At 68.8% G+C, this 22126-nt stretch carries 16 protein-coding genes; 9 read left to right on the forward strand and 7 right to left on the reverse strand.

The annotated features are described in order from the left end of the window. The first annotated feature begins 52 nt into the window (after positions 1 to 52). The gene (locus ACWD0J_RS00210) at positions 53 to 2326 is read left to right on the forward strand and encodes an nSTAND3 domain-containing NTPase (protein WP_451493428.1); all 2274 of its coding nucleotides are present in this window, start codon (positions 53 to 55) and stop codon (positions 2324 to 2326) included. A 357-nt stretch (positions 2327 to 2683) separates the two neighbouring features. Here ACWD0J_RS00210 and chvE read toward each other — a convergent pair whose 3' ends face one another. Further along, the gene (gene chvE / locus ACWD0J_RS00215; RefSeq protein ID WP_451493429.1) at positions 2684 to 3778 is read right to left on the reverse strand and encodes a multiple monosaccharide ABC transporter substrate-binding protein; all 1095 of its coding nucleotides are present in this window, start codon (positions 3776 to 3778) and stop codon (positions 2684 to 2686) included. 1378 nt (positions 3779 to 5156) lie between these two features. On the opposite strand from chvE, the gene ACWD0J_RS00220 reads away from it, so the two are divergent. Continuing rightward, positions 5157 to 7121 carry a HelD family protein gene (locus tag ACWD0J_RS00220; RefSeq protein ID WP_451493430.1) on the forward strand — a complete coding sequence of 655 codons (1965 nt, stop codon included), beginning with the start codon at positions 5157 to 5159 and terminating at the stop codon, positions 7119 to 7121. 210 nt (positions 7122 to 7331) lie between these two features. Here ACWD0J_RS00220 and ACWD0J_RS00225 read toward each other — a convergent pair whose 3' ends face one another. Beyond that, entirely contained in the window at positions 7332 to 7817 is a 486-nt protein-coding gene (locus tag ACWD0J_RS00225; protein ID WP_451493431.1) for an MSMEG_6728 family protein, read from the reverse strand. A gap of 73 nt (positions 7818 to 7890) precedes the next feature. Then, positions 7891 to 8340, reverse strand: a complete 450-nt coding sequence (locus ACWD0J_RS00230; protein ID WP_451493432.1) for a DUF4383 domain-containing protein — start codon at positions 8338 to 8340, stop codon at positions 7891 to 7893. Positions 8341 to 8785: 445 nt separating this feature from the next. On the opposite strand from ACWD0J_RS00230, the gene ACWD0J_RS00235 reads away from it, so the two are divergent. The 5 genes from ACWD0J_RS00235 (at position 8786) to ACWD0J_RS00255 (ending at position 13550) form a co-directional block, all read left to right on the forward strand. After that, on the forward strand, positions 8786 to 9235 hold the full coding sequence (locus tag ACWD0J_RS00235) for a hypothetical protein (protein WP_451493433.1): 450 nt from the start codon (positions 8786 to 8788) through the stop codon (positions 9233 to 9235). 581 nt (positions 9236 to 9816) lie between these two features. Further along, entirely contained in the window at positions 9817 to 10881 is a 1065-nt protein-coding gene (locus tag ACWD0J_RS00240) for a glycoside hydrolase family 11 protein (protein WP_451493434.1), read from the forward strand. Between the two features lie 31 nt (positions 10882 to 10912). Next, positions 10913 to 11932, forward strand: a complete 1020-nt coding sequence (locus ACWD0J_RS00245) for a polysaccharide deacetylase family protein (protein ID WP_451493435.1) — start codon at positions 10913 to 10915, stop codon at positions 11930 to 11932. Between the two features lie 149 nt (positions 11933 to 12081). Then, the gene (locus ACWD0J_RS00250) at positions 12082 to 12600 is read left to right on the forward strand and encodes a glutathione peroxidase (RefSeq protein ID WP_451493436.1); all 519 of its coding nucleotides are present in this window, start codon (positions 12082 to 12084) and stop codon (positions 12598 to 12600) included. Between the two features lie 56 nt (positions 12601 to 12656). Then, a complete protein-coding gene (locus ACWD0J_RS00255) occupies positions 12657 to 13550 on the forward strand; it encodes a MerR family transcriptional regulator (RefSeq protein WP_451493437.1) in 894 nt (297 codons plus the stop codon). Positions 13551 to 13681: 131 nt separating this feature from the next. On the opposite strand, the gene ACWD0J_RS00260 is transcribed toward ACWD0J_RS00255, so the two are convergent. The 3 genes from ACWD0J_RS00260 to ACWD0J_RS00270 all read right to left on the reverse strand — a co-directional run bounded on the left by ACWD0J_RS00260 (position 13682) and on the right by ACWD0J_RS00270 (position 16146). Continuing rightward, positions 13682 to 13873, reverse strand: a complete 192-nt coding sequence (locus tag ACWD0J_RS00260) for a DUF397 domain-containing protein (RefSeq protein ID WP_286063026.1) — start codon at positions 13871 to 13873, stop codon at positions 13682 to 13684. Between the two features lie 224 nt (positions 13874 to 14097). Beyond that, the gene (locus ACWD0J_RS00265; protein ID WP_451493438.1) at positions 14098 to 14967 is read right to left on the reverse strand and encodes a helix-turn-helix domain-containing protein; all 870 of its coding nucleotides are present in this window, start codon (positions 14965 to 14967) and stop codon (positions 14098 to 14100) included. A gap of 423 nt (positions 14968 to 15390) precedes the next feature. Next, entirely contained in the window at positions 15391 to 16146 is a 756-nt protein-coding gene (locus tag ACWD0J_RS00270; protein WP_451493439.1) for a GOLPH3/VPS74 family protein, read from the reverse strand. A 224-nt stretch (positions 16147 to 16370) separates the two neighbouring features. Between ACWD0J_RS00270 and ACWD0J_RS00275 the strand changes: the two genes are divergently transcribed. Both ACWD0J_RS00275 and ACWD0J_RS00280 read left to right on the forward strand, forming a co-directional pair. Further along, positions 16371 to 19136, forward strand: coding sequence for a D-alanyl-D-alanine carboxypeptidase (locus tag ACWD0J_RS00275; protein WP_451493440.1), 2766 nt, complete (start codon positions 16371 to 16373; stop codon positions 19134 to 19136). 154 nt (positions 19137 to 19290) lie between these two features. Further along, complete coding sequence (locus tag ACWD0J_RS00280; RefSeq protein ID WP_451493441.1) at positions 19291 to 21204, forward strand: MFS transporter; 1914 nt, start codon at positions 19291 to 19293, stop codon at positions 21202 to 21204. 45 nt (positions 21205 to 21249) lie between these two features. Here the strand turns inward: ACWD0J_RS00280 and ACWD0J_RS00285 are convergent, their stop codons facing one another. After that, the gene (locus ACWD0J_RS00285; protein WP_451493442.1) at positions 21250 to 22089 is read right to left on the reverse strand and encodes a hypothetical protein; all 840 of its coding nucleotides are present in this window, start codon (positions 22087 to 22089) and stop codon (positions 21250 to 21252) included. Positions 22090 to 22126 lie beyond the last annotated feature (37 nt).

A 22126-nucleotide genomic window follows, 5' to 3' on the forward strand; every position in this document is an offset into this window, starting at 1 on the left:
GCAGCCCTGGCTAGTGGCCCGGCCCGCGGATGATCAGGCAGGGGGCGGGACCATGGAAACGTTCGACGTGGGCAGGCTGACGGACTTCGACTTCGAGGCCGTGTGCAAGGACCTCCTCGAGCTGGAATTCGGCGTTCGGCTGGAGATCTTCACCTCCGGGCCGGACGGAGGCGTGGATCTGCGGCATATGCAGGGAGACGATCCCGCCCTCATCGTGCAGTGCAAGCACTTCCACCGGTCCGGCCGAGCCAAGCTGCTGGCCCACATGCGGAAGGCCGAGGCCCCCAAGCTCGCCCATCTCAAGCCAGGGCGCTACGTCCTTGCCACATCGGTCGAGCTCAGCCGTGCCGCCAAGGACAAGCTCTACGACATGCTGCAGCCGTTCGTCAGGTCACCGGGCGACATCTACGGCAAAGATGACATCGATGCGCTTCTCCGCAAGCACGATCAGGTGGTCAGGCGGCATCTTCGACTTTGGCTCACGAGCGCTTCGGTACTCAACTCCCTCATGTCCAAGAGCATCGTCACTCGTTCCCACGCCCTCGCCGACGCAGTCAAGGCCACACTGCGCACGTATGCCGACAACGGCAGCCTCGGGGAAGCGCTGCGACTTCTTGACGATCGGCACGTGTGCGTGGTCGCAGGGGCTCCGGGAGTAGGTAAGACCACGCTCAGCCATGTGCTGTGTGCCCACTACGCGAGTCACGGGTACGACATCATAGAGATCTCCGAAGACGCGGAGGAAGCAAATGCACTATGGGACCCTGACGTCCCTCAACTGTTCTACTACGACGATTTTCTGGGACAGACCGCGATCGACGAAAAGCTGGGGAAGAACGAGGACGGCCGCCTCATATCTCTGATGCAACGGGCGACGAACTCCCCCAACAAGAGGTTTTTGCTCACCACGCGGGAGTACATTCTCGCGCAGGCCAGACAGAGGTACGAGCGCCTCGATAGGCACCGTTTCGATGTCCAGACGTGCGTGCTCGATGTGGCCGATTACACGTACGGGGCGAGGGCGTCAATCCTCTACAATCACGTCTCTGCCTCCAGCCTTCCGGACCGCACGAAGTCAATATTCGCATCTCCAGATGCGTACGCACCCATTGTCCAGCACGAGAATTTCAATCCGCGCGTCATCGCCGCGACGCTGTCCGAGGCTGTAGCATTCGGAACCGCCGGGAAGCGCATCGCGACCGAAATGGTCGCGAACCTGAATGACCCCGGCCGCGTTTGGGGCCACATCGTCAACCATCAAATCGGGGCATCTGACACCCTCCTACTTAAAACGCAACTATCCTTCCTGTCCGGTATCCGGATGGATACGCTCGAAAGCGTCTGGGCTTCGTCGGGGGGTGCACTCCGGGACCTGCACAATGCACTGAAGGTGCTGGACGGGACGATGCTCAGGAGTGTGCGTCACGGAGAAGTGATGTTCGTGGAGTTCCATAACCCGTCGGTGCGTGACTACATGCGCGATTTCATCTCTTCCGATCACTCCGAGATGAAGGACTTCGTCGGTCGCATCCGGCTCTTCGAGCAGGTCGAGTCGCTATGGTCCATGCTCTCCTCCCGTAACGCGGAGCAGGTGCTGCAAGCCTTGATGCGCTGCATGCCGGAGTTGGAACGGAGTGCGGAGCTTGCCTTCCGGGCGGAGACCGTCGTGGTGGAAGGTCACCACTCCGCGCATGACAACGCCCATCGGGCCCTGCTCTGCCTGAAGCTGGGAACCGCCGTGGCGTCCGAGCGCGTGCATGACATTGGGTGGCGGAGCATCAGCGAACACAGCGTGATCAGCGAGGCATGGGATCCGCAGACGGTTCAGGACATTCTCAGCTTTCTCGGCGATTCGAAGAGACAGGATCTCAGAGAATTCTTCCCGCAAGCGGTCGACCAGGCAGCCGAATGGATCATGGAGTTCGATCTTCCGGATTGGCGATCCTTGAGCGACGCCCTGGATTTCGCCTCACTACTGACGGATTTCGAAAAAGGCGAAGAGGCGCATGAGTATGTCGTAGGCCGCATGGACGATTACGCCGAATGGGCTCTGGAGAGCTGGATGGAACACGGTGATGGGTCCAGATATGACCTGACCGAGATGGAGGCCATCTTCCGTCATTACGAATCCGGGAATGGGGACGTTTACCGGCTTGACGAGGAGATGTTCGCCAAGGTCCGCGCTCTCGTGGAGGCATCGGCATCGTCCCTCAGCGCCCCGAGGACCCCGAGACGCCCCGCGCCCGCCCGTTCGACCGGGCCGACGGTGGCCGAGAGGGAGGGCGTGGCCCGCATGATGGCCACGCTCACTCCCGATGGCACCTGAGGCCGCCCTGCTCGTGGCGCTGTCACGCAGTCAGACACGCACCACCGCTCAACGGCCCTTCATGTACAAGGCCGTTGTCAATGTCAGCCTTTAAGAATCCACCCCTCCACCCGCTCCCGGACACCGCTCCAGTCCATCGCCCCCATAAACCCGAAGCGTAGGCCAAAGGATCTGCTCCAGAGCAAGCACACAGCCCGGGCGAAGGCAAGCGGCGTCAGTGTCGTCGGGATATCGGGATATCGGGATGTCGGGTCGGTCTTGAGCCAAGCCGACGTTCCTGCCGCCGTCGAGGGAAGGGCGGCGGCCGGCCGTGCCGAGGCAGGGGACGGGCGGGCTTGGCGCGGAGAAGGTACGTCGCTACTTGAGCTCGTTGGCGGTGTAGTAGCCGTCCTGGACCAGGATGTCGTAGTTGGCCTTGTCGAGGCTCTGCGGCTGCAACAGGTGGGCGGGCACGTCCTTGACGCCGTTGTTGTAGTCACGCCGGTTGTTCACCCGCGGCACCCTGTCGCTGAGTATGTCGTCGACCATCTCCGATGCGGCCCTGGCGAGTTCGCGGACGTCCTTGTAGACGGTCTGCGACTGCTGACCCGCGATGATCGACTTGATCGAGGCCAGCTCGGCGTCCTGACCGGTGATGACCGGGAGCGGTTTGCTGCCGGAGCCGTAGCCGTCCGACTCCAGCGCGGACAGGACGCCGATGGAGATGCCGTCGTACGGCGACAGGACCGCGTCGACCTTCTTGGCGCTGTACCACTGGGCGAGAAGGCCGCTCATGCGCTTCTGCGCGGTGGGCCCGTCCCAGCGCAGGGTGGTGATCTGGCTGAGCTCGGTCTGGCCGGACGGGACGACCAGCTGCTTGCTGTCCAGGAACGGCTGCAGGAGCGCCATCGAACCGTCGAAGAAGTATTTGGTGTTGTTGTCGTCGGGGGAGCCGGCGAACAGCTCGATGTTGAACGGGCCCTCGCCGTCCTCCAGGCCGAGCTTCTTGATGATGTGGTGGGCCTGGATCCGGCCGACCATCTCGTTGTCGAAGGAGACGTAGTAATCGACGTTCTTGGTGCCGAGGATGAGCCGGTCGTAGGAGATCACCGGTATCTCCGCATCCGCGGCCTGCTGCAGCACGCCGTTCAGCGACTTGGCGTCGATGGCCGCGATGATCAGCGCGTCGACGCCCTGCTTGATCAGGTCCCCGATCTGCGCGACCTGGACTTTCGGGTTGTCGTCACCGTAGACCAGCTTGGTCTTGTACCCCTCGGTCTTCAGGTTCTCGACGACGCTCTTGCCGTCGGTGAGCCAGCGCTCGGAGGACCTGGTCGGCATGGCGATGCCGACGGTACCGCCCTCGGGGCTGGTCTCGGAGCTGCCCTCGCTGTTCTCGCCGCAGGCGGACAACGTGAGAGCGAGAGAGACGGCTCCGGCGAGGGAGGCGAGGGCGGCTCTTCGGGTGTACATGGTGATCGGTCCTTGTTCTTCTCGTCGTTGAGAGGATGACGGCGTATCGGACGTTGCTGGGGAAACGGTGGAGCGGGCCGGGCAGTCGGCCGGGCAGTCAGCCGGGCACTCGGCAGGACGGTCGGGAGCGAGGCGGACGCTCCGACCCGTTCCCGGGTGACGGGCACCCGGGGATCCACCCGTACGGCACCCGTCTGCGATGTCTGACCCTGGACGGATCCGACGAGCCGACGAGCCGACGAGCCGACTTCAGACGGAACGGTGCGCCGGGGCGGATCAGCTCGGCGCCCTCATCGGTCCGCACGTAACCGCCGAGGTCGTCGGAGGTTCTGGTGTCGTCGCGTCGGGGGTCTTGGGGGTACGCAAGTTCCAAGGCGACTGAAGAACCGGCGGACCTCGCTCACATGGTTGAGGTCAGGTCGGCCCTGCGCGCTGCCTGAGCCGGCGCTGGGACGCCTCGGTGCCCCGCGCATCGCGGATCAGTGCGTTGCTGCGACCCGGCGTCCGGCGCTCGCCGGCTCCCGTGATCCCTTTGCCGGTGTGCTCCTGTACGTCAGGCTGCGCCACGGCGTTCCGGCCACGTGCGTGCTGATTCCGGGGCTGCACAGGGCAGTCACCTTTCAGGGTTCGAAATCTCGTCCAACGTTCGCAATGTTGGCGTGACAGTAAGGGGACGTGTGCAGAGTGTCAACGGGACGGACGGGAACGGTTACAGAAAGGCGGACGGGGTCGGATCGGTGACGACGCAGTCACCTTTGGTGACGGTAGGCGACAGGGTGAACGGGCGGTAGGTCGCGCGGCCCGACGGGTTGGGCCGGTGCGGGTGGCTGGCGAGGGCTTGGCTGTGCCATCTCATGACGGCAGCACCAGTCGAGCCGCTCCGCCCGTGGCTGGACAGGCGGCCAGCGGTCGGTCGCCCGGCCAACGCGGAGAGTCAAGAGCGGTCGGCTGGTGCGGGGTCGAGAGACGTGTGGCGAGTCGAGGGGACCAGGCCGTCCGTTCCTCCGTACCGCACGTGGAGTCCTCCGCTTTCCCGAGCGCGGTCCGAGCGCGGTCCGAGTGCAGTCCGAGTGCAGTCCGAGCGCGGCAAAACATCGCCGGCATCCGAGGGCGGGCTCGCCCATAAGGCAGGCGGGCATCGGGAACGCAATTGGCGATATACGGAACGGCGTCATAGGGCCATGGTTTCACCACGTAAGTCAAGACTTATCTTCAGGGTGCTTTGACCGTATGGTATGGCTCGAATCGAAGGAGCCCCCTGTTGTCGAAAATGAATGATCCCGCTGTGCGTGCGGTTGAATTGGAGCGGGATTATGTGTCCTCCTTGTATGAGTTGCTCACCGAGCGGCTTTCCGAGGCGCGAGCACACCGAGCGAGTGTGCTGAAGGCCCCGGCGGAAAGCGCCGGTGAGGCATACGAGAGGGAAATCGCCGCCGAGCGTCTGGCCAAGGAAATCGGCCGGCTGGAGGGCGCCGAAAAGGGGCTGGTCTTCGGGCGCATCGACTGGACGGACGGCACGGCCCTGCACATCGGGCGGATCGGACTGCACACGGAGGAGGATGACCTGCCTCTGCTCGTGGACTGGCGCGCGAACGCGGCGCGGCCCTTCTACGAGGCGACACCGGTCCACCCGATGGACCTGCGGCGGCGCCGGCACCTGCGCCTCGCGGAGCGCACGGTCATCTCGGTGAGCGACGAACTGCTGGACGGGAGTGCCCCGACCGACGAGGACGTCGTGGGGGACGGCCCGTTGGCCGAGGCTCTGTCGGCACGGCGTACGGGCAGGATGCACGCGGCCGTCGCGACGTTGCAGGCCGAGCAGGACGAGATCGTCCGCTCCGCCCACCGCGGGGTGACCGTGGTGCAGGGCGGGCCCGGCACCGGCAAGACGGTGGTCGCCCTGCACCGGGCGGCCTATGTCCTGTACGCGTTCCCGCGCGCCGCGGAGGAGGGTGTCCTGGTGGTGGGCCCGAACGCCCGGTTCCTCGACTACATCTCCCAGGTCCTTCCCTCGCTCGGAGAGAACGACGTCGTTCTGGCGACCTGCCGGGAACTGGCCGGAGTGTCGACGGACACGGCGGCCCCGTTCGACACGGCGCGTCTCAAGGGCAGCTCCGACCTCGCCGACGCCCTGGCCGGCCTGCTGCGCGTCCACCAAGCCCCCGCCGGTGACTTCACCGTGCGGGTCGGACAGGAACTGGTTCACCTGTCCGGCGAGGAGGTCGCCACGGCACGCGACGCCGCCGTGGCAGCCGCACCGGGGCACAACCCCGCGCGCCAGGTGTTCAAGGAGCTCTTGGTCGACGCTGTCACCGACGCGATGCGACGAGACATGGGCGACCTCCTGGAGCAGATCGACGCCGATGCCGAAACGATGACGGGCATCGACCTCGACCGGTTCACGGGAGCCGCCCAGCGCCGTGCCGAAGGTGCGGCCGACTCGGGTCCGGTCCACGAGCTGGACCTGGACGCCATCCGAGCCGATCTCCTCGACGACGCCGGCGTCGACCGAGCGGTCGAGGTGTTGTGGCCGCGGCTGGCACCCGGTGACCTGGTGAAGGCGCTCCTGACGAACGCCGGCGCTCTCGCCGAGCGCCTGCCCCGCCTGACCGCGCAGGAGCGGTCCCTTCTGCTGCGCGGTCCGGACGACCCGTGGACCGATGCCGATGTGCCGTTGCTGGACGAGGCGGCGAGCCTGGTCGACGGCCCCCCTGAGCGGACGTACGGGCACGTCGTCGTCGACGAGGCGCAGGAACTGACCGCCATGCAGTGGCGGATGATCGTCCGCCGCTGCCCGGCAAGGGCGATGACGCTGGTGGGTGACTTCGCCCAGGCAGGCCCGGTCGCGACAGCGCGCGACTGGAAGGAAGCACTGAGCCCCCACGTCGGACCGCGGTTCGCACTGCACCACCTGACCGTCAGCTACCGCACCACGCAGGAGATCCTGGAGAGCGTCCGGGACCTGCTCACGCGGATCGCTCCGGACCAGAAGCCCACACGGTCACTGCGAAGCGGTGAGAGCCCTCGCACCGTGACCACGCCTGCGGACGGGTTGGTCACCGCCGTCGTTCAGGAACTCCGCGCCCAGAGCACCGCGCACCCGGGCGAGCTGCTGGGAGTGATCTGCGCGGACACCAGGGTGAGCGAGCTGACGGCCCAGGGCATCGCTCACCACGCACGCATTGTGCCGGCGTCCGAAGCACGCGGCCTGGAATTCGACGGGGTCGTCGTCGTGAACCCCGAGGAAATCAGCACGGCCCGCTCCGGTGGGGAAAGGGACGTGTACGTAGCCCTGACCCGGGCCACCAAGCGCCTCTGCACCATCACCGTCCAGCCCGCCTGACGACTCGGCGCGCGGGGCTGCCCGCCGCCTCACCGCTCGTGGCCGCACCCGGCGGCTTTTGGCCTTGCCTCGGCCTTCGGCACTACCCCTACGACACCCTGCTCACCCTCGGTACCCCGGCCCCGGCCCCCGGACCCGGCGCAGGACCGGGCCGCCGAAGGGGCCTGCACGGCCCTGCTGGAGTCCGCCTCACGTCTCGCGCCTCGCGCCTCACGCCTCGGGAAGCGGCTCCGCCGTCCGGTCCGACGCCGGCCAGACGTAGGGCAGGTCATCCGGTACGTCGGGGAAGAGCTGTGCGTACGTGGTCGGGTCCTTGCGGACCAGTGCCGACCGGTGGCTGCGGTGAAAGGCGTCGTCACCGAGCCAGGACGGCAGCTCACCGGCGTCCGCCAGCAGCGCCTGGTCGCGTATCGAGGCACCGGGACGGAACGCGAACAGATCGGCGACGAGAGTGGTCGCACAGCTGTCCTGGCGGCCCTGCTCACACCACACCTTGCAGATTTCCAGGCCGTACCGGACCAGCGCCTCCTCGTATCCGGTCCACATCCGCACCGCCGGATGGTGGCGCCACCCGTAACCCGGCACGATCAGGCCGCGCAGGACCTGCAATGCCTCGACCCGCTGTTTCCCGAGCCGGCGACGGTCCAGGGCCAGGGCCGAGGCCCTGAAGTCGGAATAGGGCAGGAAAGTCTGCATGCCGTCGTCCTTGTGTCAGACGGGGACCTCTTCGCAGGCGATGAACGCGCTGCGCGCCGCCCTTACCGCGGCGTCAGTGCCGGACACCCCGTCGGCTGAGGAGAAGGGCGAGACCAATCATCGCGATGCCCAGGACGAAGTGCAGCCAGTCGTCGGCGGCGTTGACGGGGACGAAGTTCGCGTCACTGCCGTGGCTGACGACCAGACCGTAGATCCACAGCACCAGGTAAATGGCACCGCCGCCCAGCAGGTAGGAATACGCTCCGGAAGCCGTCCGGGCCAGTGCCAGGCCGGCGATGCCGAAAGCCAGGTGGACGAGGTTGTGCAGGATGGAAACCTGGAAAATGCCCAGCAGCTCGGCACCCGATTCGTGCGAGGCGAATTCCATCGTGCTGTAACGCGTGGTGATGCCGGGGATGAATCCCAGGATGCCCACGAGGAGGAATACGGCTCCCACCGCCATGGCGGCCTGCTGTACGGGGGTGCGGGAGGTACGGGCCGGGTGGCGCGTGTGTGCGGTCATGGCTCTGGTCCTCACGGTCGGGCCGGTGACGAGTCGGCTGTCGAAAGCGGCTCCTGTGGGCGAGTACCACGTCTGGCGCAAACCCCACATGACCTGGGCGACCAAACTGCGCCGACGATCAGCCGGCGATCAGCCGGGGACGGTCGGCGGCGAGCGGCGAGCGGCGAGCGGCGTGCGCCCCGGCGGGCAGGGGCGGGCGGTGGCGAGCGGTGGCGGGCGGTGCCGAGCGCGTCCGCCCTCATCGCCCGCTCACCCTCATCGCCCGCCCGCCCTCATTCCGCCCGCCCTGTTCCGTCTGGGGGGCATTCGCCGGAGCGCGGGTGTTTTCCGGGAGAAGGGGGCACCCTCAACCGAAGGCAGTGCCTCCTGAGATCCTCGGGGATCCCTTGAGTTCCCTGAGTTTCCGAGGCGGCAATCCGACCACCATCTCCTGGGTAGAAACAGCATGAGCGCTCACAACGACGTCCCCGACCACGCCCATCAGCGCCCCGAGGGCCTCAGCGACACGATGGTGCAGGCCCTGGGTTCTCTGTCGAAGGCATTGGAGACCACAGAGCGGGCCCGCGGGCATCTCTACAGTTTTCACCAGCTGACCGGCACGGCGGATCTGGAACTGGACCGCGCGGTGGAGCTCCTGCGAAAAGCAGATCACGCGGAGTGGGCCGAGAAAGTAGAGACAGAGGTCCTGGGGCGCAACGTCATCCCCGGCCACTGGACTTTCCAGATCATCGAAGCTTATGACGCCACCTATTACGAGCCGTTCAAACGGCTCGAACGCGCCGCGGTGGACCAGTTGGCCGAAGGCCGTGACCATCTGTACGAGGCGGAGCTGAAGGAGACCCGCCGCACAGCCGGCCATCCTGCCCACACATCCCGCCCGGACTCCGCCTCCTGACATCGCCTGGCACTTCGGAGTCACGCCTCGGGATCACGCCTTGGGATCACGCCTCGGGATCACGCCTTGGAGTCACAGGCTTCGCCTCTCAGCATGATCGTCAGACCAAGCGCATCCGTGAATGGATCCCCCAGCGGCACAAGTGAACCTCGGTTCACACGAGTCGGCAGCCAGGAGAGGGTCGTGCCACCGCTTCCGAGGCAGTGACACGGCCCTCTCTGTCAGCTCTGTTTGATCCGGAAATTCCTCGAAACTTTCGAAGAATCGAGGGTCCACACAGATCGCGACCTTCGGCAACCTTGCCAGCCATGGCCGAACAGGTCCACCGCGAACGGGTTCTGATCAGGCATTACGCGCCCTCGCCCCCTCAACCACCGACCGAATGTTTCGCGATCATTGCCGAAACAGTTGACAGTTGACGTGGCCAGACCAACACTGTCGCCGTTGGCAGGGCTCAACCGCTGCCACTTCGGTCGCCGCCGTCCCTGCGCGGCCACCCTCACCTGCCGGTCGCGACCACCGCAGGTCATGTCCCGCTGTCTGGTCCGCCGCCGGCCTCACGAGGACGAGGAGGAACACACATGAACGACGCACCCGCACCCGCACACCCCGAACACCCCGCCGACCGGGCACGCGGTCGCGGTCGCGGCCTCGGCCGCTTCCGGACGCTCAGCCGCTTCAGGCTGTTCATCAGCGGTGTCTGCGCCACCGCGCTGGTCGCTGTGGCCGCGATGACCATGCCGGGCACCGCCCACGCCGACACGGTCGTCAACACGAACCAGACCGGCACGAACAACGGCTACTACTACTCGTTCTGGACCGACGCCCCCGGCACGGTCTCCATGAACCTGGGCTCCGGGGGCAACTACAGCACCTCGTGGAGCAACACCGGCAACTTCGTCGCCGGCAAGGGCTGGAGCACCGGCTCACGCAGGGCGGTGACCTACTCGGGCACGTTCAACCCGTCCGGCAACGCCTACCTGACCCTCTACGGGTGGACCTCGAACCCGCTCGTCGAGTACTACATCGTCGACAACTGGGGCACGTACCGGCCCACGGGGACGCCCATGGGGACCGTCACCAGTGACGGCGGTACGTACGACATCTACAAGACGACGCGGTACAACGCCCCGTCCGTCGAAGGCACGCGCACGTTCGACCAGTACTGGAGCGTCCGGCAGTCGAAGAGGACGGGGGGAACCATCACCACCGGCAACCACTTCGACGCCTGGACCCGCGCCGGAATGCCCCTCGGCAGTTTCAACTACTACATGATCCTCGCGACCGAGGGATACCAGAGCAGCGGAAGCTCCAACATCACGGTGGGTGGCACCGGTTCGGGCGGCGGTACCGGCGGCGGCACCGGCGGTGGCACCGGCGGTGGCTGCACCGCGACCGTGTCCGCGGGCCAGCAGTGGAGCGACCGCTACAACCTCAACGTCACCGTCTCCGGCTCCAGCAACTGGACCGTCACCATGAACGTCCCCTCCCCCGCCAAAGTGCTCTCCACCTGGAACACCACCGCCACCTACCCCAACACCCAGACACTGACCGCCAAACCCAACGGCAACGGCAACACCTTCGGCGTCACCATCCAGCCCAACGGCAACTGGACCTGGCCGACCGTCTCCTGCAGCGCGAGCTGACCCCGCATCCCAGGCTGGAGGAACACTCCGTATGAGCACCAGACCACGTCTCTCGATGCGCTGCTTACGCGCCCTGGGCACCGGGCTGGCCGTCGTCGCGACGGCCGCCGCCGGCACGCTCACCGCGCACACCGCACAGGCCGCGCAGGCCGCCCCGGCGCGGGCCGCCGCCTGCAACGGGTACGTCGGGCTCACCTTCGACGACGGCCCGTCCGGCAGCACGACGAGCCTGCTCAGCGCGCTCAGGCAGAACGGGCTGCGGGCCACGATGTTCAACCAGGGCCAGTACGCCGCCGCCAACCCGTCCCAGGTACGGGCCCAGGTCGACGCCGGCATGTGGGTCGCCAACCACAGCTACACCCATCCGCACCTGACCCAGCTCGGCCAGTCCCAGATCGACTCGGAGATCTCCCGGACCCAGCAGGCCATCGCGAGCGCGGGCGGCGGCACTCCGAAGCTGTTCCGGCCGCCGTACGGCGAGACCAACGCGACGGTGAAGTCGGTCGCGGCCAAGTACGGCCTGACCGAGATCATCTGGGACGTGGACTCCCAGGACTGGAACGGCGCCAGTACCGACGCGATCGTGCAGGCCGCCGGCCGGCTCACCAACGGCCAGATCATGCTCATGCACGACTGGTCCGCCAACACGCTCGCCGCGATCCCGCGGATCGCGCAGGGGCTGGCCGCTCGCGGCCTGTGTGCCGGGATGATCTCGCCGCAGACCGGCCGCGCCGTGGCTCCCGACGGCGGCGGCTCCGGCGGCGGCACCGGCGGCGGCACCGGCAGCGGCTGCACCGCGACCGTGTCCGCGGGCCAGCAGTGGAGCGACCGCTACAACCTCAACGTCACCGTCTCCGGCTCCAGCAACTGGACCGTCACCATGAACGTCCCCTCCCCCGCCAAAGTGCTCTCCACCTGGAACACCACCGCCACCTACCCCAACACCCAGACACTGACCGCCAAACCCAACGGCAACGGCAACACCTTCGGCGTCACCATCCAGCCCAACGGCAACTGGACCTGGCCGACCGTCTCCTGCGGTACGGGCTGACCCGGACCACCCGGAACACCGCACCTGTGGCGCGGTGGCCCTGTGCCACCGCGCCACGCGGCGCGTGAACGTCCCGTGTCTGAGGTCAAATGGGCGGAAGGTCAGGGTGCGGCCGGGGGGCCGACATCTCGCGCGGCTAGCATCCGCTCATGACGACTGAGACGACTGACACGCACGGTTCCTCCCCCCTCGACGTCGGGATCGCCGCTCTGAAGGGCGGTTCCGCGAATCTCTCGCAGTACGCAGGCCAGGCGGTGCTGGTCGTGAACGTGGCCTCCAAGTGCGGGCTGACCCCGCAGTACAACGGGCTGGAGCGGCTGCACGAGCGGTACGCCGGCCGCGGGTTCACGGTGCTCGGGGTGCCGTGCAACCAGTTCCTCGGGCAGGAGCCCGGCAGCGCCGAGGAGATCGCCGAGTTCTGCTCGGCGACGTACGGCGTGACCTTCCCGCTGACCGAGAAGGTCGAGGTCAACGGAGAGGGCCGGCATCCGCTCTACGACCGTCTGGTCGGCTTCGCCGACGCCGAGGGCCACAGCGGGGACATCCGCTGGAACTTCGAGAAGTTCCTGATCGGCCGGGACGGCAAGGTCGTCGCCCGCTTCTCGCCGCAGACCGAGCCGGAGTCGGCGGAGGTCGTGGCCGCCATAGAGGCACAGCTCGCCGGTTGACCTTGCCCCTGGGGCAGGGCCGAGTGTCCTGGTCACCGGGCGGAGGAAGCCGCCCGGTGACGGACGACGGCGTGGTGGTGGACGGGGTGGACGTCGTGGACGACGAAGCACTGCTCACCATCGGCGCGTTCGCGGCGCGGGCCCGCCTGTCGGCGAAGGCCCTGCGGCTGTACGACCGGCTCGGGCTGCTGGCCCCGGCGCACGTCGACGAGGTCAGCGGCTACCGCTACTACCGCGCGGACCAGGTCGAACGCGCCCGGCTCGTGGCGCTGCTGCGGCGGCTCGACATGCCGCTGGCGCGGATCGCCGAGGTGGTCGAGGCGGACGGGGCGCAGGCCGCGGACCGGCTCGCCGCCTACTGGGCGGACGTCGAGAGCCGGCTGGCCGCGCAGCGGACGCTCGCCGAGTACCTCCGTGGACGACTGTCGGGGAGGAGCTCCGAGATGTACGGGAAGTTCGTGGTCGAGACGGTGGACGTGCCCGAGCAGGTGGTGATCGCCGAGAGCCGGCACCTGCTGGCGGCTGAACTGCCGGAGTGGATCGGCGCGTCGCTGGGGCGGCTGGAGGAGGCGGCCCGGGAGTGCGGGGGGACGACGGGGGCGCCGTTCGTCGCCTACCACTCCGAGGTGTCGATGGAGAGCGACGGCCCCGCCGAGTCGTGCGTGCCGGTGGCCGACGAGGCGGCGGCCCGGGCGTGGGCGGAGCAGCGGGGGCGGGCCTGGCGGACGACGGTGCGAGTGGAGCCGGCCGGACGGCTGGCGTACACCCGGATCACCAAGGCGCAGGTGGCCTATCCGCAGATCCTGGCCGCGTTCGAGGCGGTGGAGCGGTGGATGGCGGCCCAGGGGCTGCGGCCGGCCGGACCGTGCCGTGAGGTGTACTTCGCGGACTGGGACGCGGCGGGAGCCGAGGACCCGGTGTGCGACGTGGCGTTCCCGATAGGGAGGTGACCTGGCCCCGGCGGGGCCGGGGCACAAGCCGAGCCCTCTCGGCTAGGACGGCGAACTGGTCGAGAGGGCTCTTTCGGTGGTGCTTGTGAAGTTGCCGGCGAACCGGGCAGAGGATCGGGAGGATCCGTCCCTTACGCCTTGACCGACGCCACGAAGGCGGTCCACGCCTGGGCGGGGAAGGCCAGCGTCGGTCCCTCGGTGACCTTGGAGTCACGGACGGCGAGCGCCGTGACGGTGGGCGACTTGACCTCGACGCAGGCGCCGTTGTTGTTGGAGTACGAGGACTTCGTCCACGAGTCCGTGGCGCCCTGAAGAATTGCCATGTTTGCTCCGTTAGCCAGTTCCAGTTGCGCAGTGCGGTTCACGCCAACCTTTGCTGATCGTTGGCGTGATCGACGCTACTCGCTCGCACCCTCTTCTGGAGCAGTCGTTCACTCGTCTGGATGGCATATTCCAGAGGATCCTTCCAGTGAGACCTGGGCGCGGTGTAACATCCCGCCTCCGCCGCGCGAGCAGCTCCCGCACCAGCCCCGGAAGGCACACCGGATCAGGGGGCGTACTCCCGGGCGTACTCCTTCGCCACGTCCTCGATGAGCCGGGTCGACTGGTCGACGTTCAGCGCCTGCGCCCTCAAGTGCTCGTACATCACGGTGTACTTCTGCACGTCGTGCGCCTTCTCCAGGTAGAGGTCACTGGTGACGCCCTCGATGTACACCACGCTGGAGTCGGCCGCGTCGGCGAACTCCAGGATCGAGTACTGGCCGTTGATGCCGGGATGCGCCCCCACCTCGAAGGGCAGCACCTGCACGGTGATGTGCGGCCGCTGGGACATCTCCGCGAGGTGTTCCAGCTGTTCGCGCATCACCTGACGGCTGCCCACCACCCGGCGCAGCGCCGCCTCGTCCAGGACCACCCACAGCCTGAGCGGCTCCCCCTCGGCGGCGATACGATCCTGCCGCCGCAGCCGGACCTGCACCCGCTTGTCGATCTCGGTGTCCGAGGTCTCCGGCGAACCGCCCCTGATGATGGCCTCGGCGTAGGCGCGGGTCTGCAACAGCCCGGTGATGATCTGGGGTTCGTAGACCCTCAGCGACTCCGCGTCCGTCTCCAGGCCGATGTAGACGCTGTACGGGATGTCCCCGAACGCGTGCCACCAGCCCTGCTGCCGCGAGTCCTTGGCCATCTGCATCAGCGACTCGACGACCCGCTGGTCCTCGACCTCGTAGACCCCGCACAGATCGCGGACGTCGCGCTGGCTGATGCTGCGCCGCCCGTTCTCCAGGCGGCTGATCTTCGACTGTGACACCAGCAGTCGCTCGGCGACCTCCTCGGCCGTCATGCCCTTGAGCTCGCGGAGCCGGCGCAGCTCCTGGCCCAGCCGGCGCCGCCTGACGGTGGGATTGACATTGGACGCCACGGGACGTGCACCTCCGGCTGCGTGCCTCGTACTTGCCACTTTGCGTATCTGCTGTTGAGCAGACTGCCACCAAGGTGCTCAGTACCGCTGGGAAACGGTGGATATGCGCCGCGTGCACGGGGATCGGGGAATCCTCGCCACCAACTCCTCACCCACAGACGGCCGCGCGGGGCGGCGGGACCGTTTCTGCGACCGGTGGCCCGGACGTACGGTCCCGTCGCCCCGCGCGGACCAGCGGCTCCCGTACCGGGTCTGGGGACTGCGGTGCGGCGCTCTGTGGTGCGTGGTGCGGGTGCGTTCGTACTGCACGCAGCGCGTACTGCGGTGGTGCGCGTACTGCGGTGCTGCGCGTACTGCGGTGCTGCGGGTACTGCTCTGGTGCGCGTACTTCTGTGGTGGTGCTGTCGCCCTGTGAGCCGCGGCTCAGTGGGCCACAGCGCGCGCCATGGATCCGCGGTGCGGTTGCATCGGAACACCGCGGGCGGGTTCCGGTGCGGGCCTGGCTCCGGGGGCGACCTGACGGCCGGCCGGTGCCGGGCTGCGGCGCGGCTGGGCCGCCACACCGTTCTGAACGTCCATCACGGCGTGCGCCACGAGGCCGCCCATGGGGTCGTGCCTGATCAGGTCCCTGAGCCGGGAGCGGGAGGACCGCCCCTCGTTCCCGGGGTACAGATGCTTGCCGAGGCCGACCGCGTGCGCCAGTGCGGCGAGCGCCGCGGTCCGCGGGTCCGGCGGTACGCCGGTGCGGATCGCGGAGTCCAGTCGGGATTTGATCTCCCGGCTGATCTCGGTCTGACTCGCCTGGTAGCGAGTCGTCGGCAACACCCCGCACATCTGGCCCGCCACGGCATGCACCATGCCGCACCGCTCCAGATGCGAGAGGTAGGTCTGGCGCAGCCCGAGACGCGGCCCGCCAATCCAGTGGACCGCCCGTACGGGAGCGCCACGCCTTCGCAGCAACTCCAACGCGCAGTCCAGTGTCGGATCTCCAGTCGGCCGTGGGGACACCACGGCGATACGATCCCCGTCTGGGGCTATCCGTCCGGCCAGCGCCAGCTCCACTAGCTGTGCTCCGGCCAGACCAAGGTCGAGCGACTGCGGCTGTGCGGTGGTACCCGTGGCCGGGTCCAACGCCAGCAGCAGAAGCTCCTCCGGAAGTGTTCTGCGGCTCCTGCCCATCCATGCCTCCCCGCGTGGATGAATGACAGGGTGACCCCTCTCACATTCATCTGTCGAGGGTGCGTGACCTGTTTGTAAGGGAACCGGTAGGTATGTCGTTCTCGTCTACCGCTTGGGCCAAGCCCGCAGACAGGACACTGGTACATGGTTCGGACAGCGCTTCGGAGCGGTGTCCCGGGCGCGGCGGTTCACGGTTCGGTTGCCGCACGGACGACGTGTGGCGCATGGAGGAGGCATCGGTGGCGGGCGAGTCCCCCGACAGGTCGAAGCAGCAGGAGTCGTCGGCGGAACCGACGTCGGGGAGCGCGGGTCCGGTTCCCGAGGCCAGGAACGAGACGAGCACGCCGCGCGATCCGCGTCTGGCGGTGGCCCGGGAACCGGAACCGGCTTCGGCGGCCCGCGGCGGCGTGGACACGGCGACGAGAGTGCTGTCCGCCCGGGAACTCGCGGAGGCCGCACGGAAGCCCGCGGACGCCGCGCAGGACGCCTCCGGGGAGGCCGGGGACCCCGGGGCCGCCCGGGAGGCCGCGGAGGCCCATGGCGGGGACGTGGCCGCCAAGACGGCGGACGCACCGGCCGGCACACCGGCCGACGGCACCCCGGAGACGGCCGGCAGTTCCGACGACGCCGACGACTCCGACGACCGTGACCCGAAGACCGCGGCGGGGAACGCCCGGCTGCGCGACGCGGTGGCCGCCTGGGTGGCGACGGCGGACGAGAAGCCGGCGGAGGACGCGGAGGACGCCGACGCCACGGACGACACCGGCGAGCCCGACGACGCCGAGGACGCGGACGCCGAGGACGCGGATGCGGACGCGACGGACGACACCGCCGAGCCCGAGGACGCCAAGGACGCCGACGCCACGGACGACGCAGGCGAGCCCGAGGACGCCGTGGAGCCGGCGAGCGGCGAGGGCGATGCGGAGGCTGCCGACGGCGCCGATACGGATGCCGGTACCGACGCCCCGGTGAACGCACATGCGAACACTGCAACGGGCACCGCCCCGGAAACGGACTTGGACCCGGAAACGGACCCGGACCGCGCCGACCACGACGTGAGCGCCGCGGGCGACACCGACGAGCCGACCGGGACCGACGCCGACGCGGACGCCGACACCGACACCGACCAGGCACCCGACACCGCCCCGTGCACCCCCGGCACCCCCGGCAAACCCGCCGTCGATCAGCCCACCGCCGTCTTCAAGGCCGTGCGGCCCCCCGCGCCGGCCGTGGACCAGCCGACGACCATGCTGAAGTTCGGCGGGGCGGCCAAGGACAAGCCAGGCACACCCGAGTCCGAGGCCAGGTCCGAGGCCAGGTCCGAGGCCAGGTCCGAGTCCGAGGCGAAGGCCAAGCCCGAGGTCAAGCCGAAGACCGAGCCGGAACCCAAGACCGGGCAGGAACGCCAAACCAAGCCGGAATCCAAGTCCGAGCCGGAATCCAAGTCCGAGCCGAAGTCCAAACCCAAGCCGGAACCCACAACCGAGCCGGAACCGAAGGCCGCTCCGAAACCGAAGACCGCGCCGGAACCGAAGGTCAAGCCGGAGTCCGAAGCCGAGCGGACCAGTAAGTTCGTCGCGCTCAAGCCCTTGGACGAGCCCCCGGCGCGCAGGCCGCAGGCGGCCGACGCCACCGCCGCCCTGCCGCAGGCCGCCCCGCCCGTGCCGCAGGCGGCCGGGGCGGAGCGGACGACTCAGCAGCCGTTGCCGCCGAGGCCGCCGCTGGACCTGCTGGCGGAGCTGACGAACACGCCGCCGCCCCCGGAGACGCCGGTCCGCACGGCCATCCGCCGGGTCAAGATCTGGACCCCGCTGGTCCTGCTGCTGGTGGTCGTGTTCGCGGTCGTCCAGGCCGTCCGTCCGCTGCCGACGCCCGAACTCCGGCTCACCGCCGAGGACAGCTACACCTTCGAGGGCGGCAAGCCCGAGATGCCCTGGCCGTCCGCCGGGCAGGCCGCCGTGGACGTGCAGGGCATCGGCACCTTCGGTTCGTCGGGCGAGCAGAAGCCCGTGCCGATCGCCAGCGTCGCCAAGGTCATGACCGCGTACGTCATCCTGCGCGACCACCCGCTCAAGAGCGGCGCCGACGGCCCGAAGATCAAGATCGACCAGGCCGCCGAGGACCAGTCGGACGCCGGCCAGGAGTCGACCGTCGACGTGACCGCCGGTGACTCCATCTCCCAGCGCGAGGCCCTGGAGAGCATCCTCATCGCGTCCGCGAACAACGTGGCCCGGCTGCTCGCCCGCTGGGACGCGGGGTCGGAGAAGGCGTTCGTGGCGAAGATGAACGAGGCCGCCGACGACCTCGGCATGACCAACACGACGTACACCGACCCCTCGGGCCTGAACAACACCACCGTGAGCACGGCCGTGGACCAGGTGAAGCTGGGCAGGGCCGCGATGACGGAGCCGGCCTTCCGCGAGGTCGCCGCGATGATGTCGTACGACGACTACAAGGGTGTCAACCATTCCAACTGGAACCACCTGGTCGGCAAGAACAACGTCGTCGGCATCAAGACCGGCACCACCACCTCGGCCCTCGGCAACCTCGTCTTCGCGGCGAAGAAGGAGATCGGCGGGGAGACCCGGACCATCGTCGGCGCCGTCGTGCGGCAGCCCGCGGGCGGTGCGGACAACACCATCCTCGGCGCCGCGCTGGATTCGAGCGACAAGCTCATCCGCGCCGCGCAGGAGGCGCTGGAGTCCGCGACGATCCTGAAGAAGGGCGACGTCGTCGGGTACGCCGACGACGGACTCGGCGGCCGTACCCCGGTGGTGGCCACGAAGGACGTCACGGCCGTCGGCTGGGCGGGCCTGACGGTCAAGCTGACGTTCGCCGCCGACGACCTGCCGCACACGGCGAAGGCCGGCACCCAGGTGGGCACGCTCACCGTCGGTGACGGCTCCGGCAGCGCGGTCAAGGTCCCGGTCGCCCTCCAGAAGGATCTCGTCGAGCCGGGCTTCACGGACAAGGTGACGCGCATCGGCTGATCCGGACGGAGAAGTGCGCCACCGCACCCCGCCGGCCGGAACCCGTCCCGGTTCCGGCCGGCGGGGTGCGTGCTAGCGTCACGAAACGGGACAGGCGCCGCTGACGGGACGCGGCAGGGAACAGAAGACGGGACACCACGGGGAGTGCCTTCAGGTGGCCACAGCGGAGCCGAAACGCGCCGACGAGACCGACCCGGGCCCGGGAACCGGCCCGCGAATACGGCTGCCCGTGCCCCCGGAAGACGCCCCGGAAGGGGCTGAGGACAGCCGGGCGACGCCCTCGGCGTCCCCCGCGTCGTCCTCCGCGTCGTCCTCCGAGGTCACCGCCCCCGCCACCCGCGCCGGCACCGCCACCGCCACGGCCCGTGTGTGGATCCAGGGCCACCCGATCCTCTTCGTCACCGCCCTCGCCGGCGTGCTGCACATCGTCTGGTTCTTCACTTTCGCGAACAGTGGCGGCGATCTCGCCGCGCAGGACGCGTGGGCGGAGTTCGTCGGCCGGCACCCGGACTCGGCGTACAACCTCGCCTGGTACGGCGGGATGCACCCGGTGTCGTACAGCGTGGTGTCGCCGTATCTGATGTCGGTGCTCGGTGTCCGTACCACGATGATGATCGCGGGCACGCTCTCCGCGGCTCTGCTGATGCTGATCCTCGTGCGCTGCGCCCCGGTGAAGAAGCCGCTGTGGCCGGGGCTGGCCGGGGTGTTCGCCTTCCTGTGCAACGCGGCGTCGGGGCGGGTGACGTTCGGGCTGGGCACGGTGTTCGCGCTGGGCGCGGTCGCCGTGGTGTTCTGCTGGCCGTACCGCTGGCGCTACAAGCGGTGGGCGAAGGCGCTGTGCGCGGCGCCGCTGGCCGCGCTCGCCACCATGTCGTCGCCGGTCGCGGGTCTGTTCGTGGGGCTGGTGGCGGCGGCGCTGTTCCTCCAGAAGCGACGGCCGGGCGCCTGGGCGCTGGGGCTCGCGCCGGCGGCCGTGGTGGCGGTGTCGGCCTGGCTGTTCCCGTTCTCGGGCACCCAGCCCATGGGGTTCGGGTCGGCGATCCTGCCGCTGGCGTCCGCGGTGGCCGTCTTCCTCCTGGTCCCGCGCGAGTGGACGACCGTACGGATCACGTCGGCCGTGTACGGACTGGCGGTGCTGCTGGTGTGGCTGATCAGCTCCCAGATCGGCTCCAACATCACGCGGCTGCCGATGCTGTTCGCGGGGGTGGCGCTGATGGCCGCGCTGCCGTTCACCGTGCCGCGTTCGCGCAAGTGGTACGCGGTCGTGCTGTCCGCCGTCGGGTTCACCGTCTGGATCGGCTTCAAGTCGGTCGACGACGTCGTCCACACCACCCCGGCGGCGTCCTGGGCGCGTGAACTGGCGCCGCTGGTCAACGAACTCCAGGAGGTCGGCGCCGAGAAGGGCCGGGTGGAGGTCGTGCCCGCCCGCTCGCACCGCGAGGCGTCCGCGCTCGCCCCGTACGTGAACCTGGCCCGCGGCTGGAACCGGCAGGCCGACATGGAGCGCAACCCGCTCTTCTACGACGACACGCTCAACTCGGCCAACTACCACGAGTGGCTCCAGCGCTGGGCCGTGCACTTCGTGGTGGTGCCGAAGGACGAGCCGGACGGGGACGGTGGCGAGCGGGAGCGGGAGCTGGTGCAGCGGGGGCTGCCGTATCTGCGGCAGGTCTGGGGCGACGCCAACTGGCAGCTGTTCCGGGTGACCGATCCGGCGCCGCTCGCCGAGCCGAACGCGGTGGTGGAACGGGCGGCGCAGGGTGAGCTGACCATGGAGGTGAAGAAGGCGGGCCGGATCCTCATCAAGATCCCGTACTCGCCGTGGCTGAGCATCGTCGACGCCGAGGGCGGCAAGCTGAAGCCGCCGCAGGAGACGGAGGCGTCGAAGGAGCGGGCCGACGGGGAGCCGAAGACGTACGACAACGTCAACGGGTGCCTGATGGAGACCGAGGAGGACGCGGAGGGCGACCGGTGGACGATGCTGCTGGCGCCGGAGGCGGGGACCTACCGGCTGGCGGCGCCCTACACCCTGCCGCGGGGCACGCCGTGTCCCGACGAGTTGCGGTGACCGTGCGTCCCGGCGGGGCGCAACGTGGCGCCCGGCCGGTGGGAGTCAGCGCAGCCGGTCCACGTACGTGTCCGTGCCGGGGACGGTGGGGACGAAGGGCGCCAGCAGCTCCACCCGCCCCGGTCCGGCCTCGGTGACCGCCTCCTCCAGTCCCGTGAAGTGCCGCTCCCAGCACCGCCTCGGATCCGTCTCCAGGAACCACAGCAGCGTCAGCCGGGTGCCGACGCCCTCGACCTGCTTGACGTAGGTCATGCGGTCGCCGGGCAGCGGGGTCGGCCGGAAGACGGTCACCATCGCCGACGGGGAGCCCGCCAGCCGCTGGGGGAGGTGGCGGGAGACCAGCCACTCCAGGAGCTCCGCGCGCCGCTCGGGCGACTCGGTGTCGAGGACCTGGAGGACCAGGCCGGCGTAGGGGTGGTCGAGGGCGTGGAAGTCCCTCGGCCCCGCCGCTCCGTCGCGGTACACCGTCGCCTCGTGGTCCTGGAACGCCGTGAAGACGTGGGTGCGGTCGCGGTGGACGCGGCCGTCGCGGTTGAGCCGCTTGTTGATGGCGACCGTCCAGCGCATGTGGTCGTCGTAGCGGCCGTCGGTGATCCAGTACGTGGAGAGGTAGCAGCCGGCGGTGACCGGTTCGGCGACCGCCGACTTCTCGGGCCGGCGCAGGAGTTGCAGGTCCCGGGTGGCCACCCAGCGGCGGCCGGCGTACATCCAGGGCATGGCCATCGCGCCGGCGTAGTAGTGGTCGTCCTCGTACCAGCGGTTGTACGCGTGCTCGTGGCCCGGGTGCGGCTCGACCATGGTGATCAGGGCGTGGCCGGGGCGGACTCCGTACGGGCCCACGGCGGCCAGGTCGGCGTACGTCTCGCTGCGGGTGTCCTCGGACATGGGGCTTCCCCTCCGTCTTCCCTTCCGTCCTCCTGCG

The organism is Streptomyces sp. NPDC003011, assembly GCF_053591515.1.

Coding starts and splice junctions, on each gene's coding strand:
- ACWD0J_RS00210 (WP_451493428.1), top strand. CDS start 53: ATGGAAACGTTCGACGTGGGCAGGCTGACGGACTTCGACTTCGAGGCC.
- chvE (WP_451493429.1), bottom strand. CDS start 3,778: ATGTACACCCGAAGAGCCGCCCTCGCCTCCCTCGCCGGAGCCGTCTCT.
- ACWD0J_RS00225 (WP_451493431.1), bottom strand. CDS start 7,817: ATGCAGACTTTCCTGCCCTATTCCGACTTCAGGGCCTCGGCCCTGGCC.
- ACWD0J_RS00230 (WP_451493432.1), bottom strand. CDS start 8,340: ATGACCGCACACACGCGCCACCCGGCCCGTACCTCCCGCACCCCCGTA.
- ACWD0J_RS00235 (WP_451493433.1), top strand. CDS start 8,786: ATGAGCGCTCACAACGACGTCCCCGACCACGCCCATCAGCGCCCCGAG.
- ACWD0J_RS00240 (WP_451493434.1), top strand. CDS start 9,817: ATGAACGACGCACCCGCACCCGCACACCCCGAACACCCCGCCGACCGG.
- ACWD0J_RS00245 (WP_451493435.1), top strand. CDS start 10,913: ATGAGCACCAGACCACGTCTCTCGATGCGCTGCTTACGCGCCCTGGGC.
- ACWD0J_RS00250 (WP_451493436.1), top strand. CDS start 12,082: ATGACGACTGAGACGACTGACACGCACGGTTCCTCCCCCCTCGACGTC.
- ACWD0J_RS00260 (WP_286063026.1), bottom strand. CDS start 13,873: ATGGCAATTCTTCAGGGCGCCACGGACTCGTGGACGAAGTCCTCGTAC.
- ACWD0J_RS00270 (WP_451493439.1), bottom strand. CDS start 16,146: ATGGGCAGGAGCCGCAGAACACTTCCGGAGGAGCTTCTGCTGCTGGCG.
- ACWD0J_RS00275 (WP_451493440.1), top strand. CDS start 16,371: ATGGAGGAGGCATCGGTGGCGGGCGAGTCCCCCGACAGGTCGAAGCAG.
- ACWD0J_RS00285 (WP_451493442.1), bottom strand. CDS start 22,089: ATGTCCGAGGACACCCGCAGCGAGACGTACGCCGACCTGGCCGCCGTG.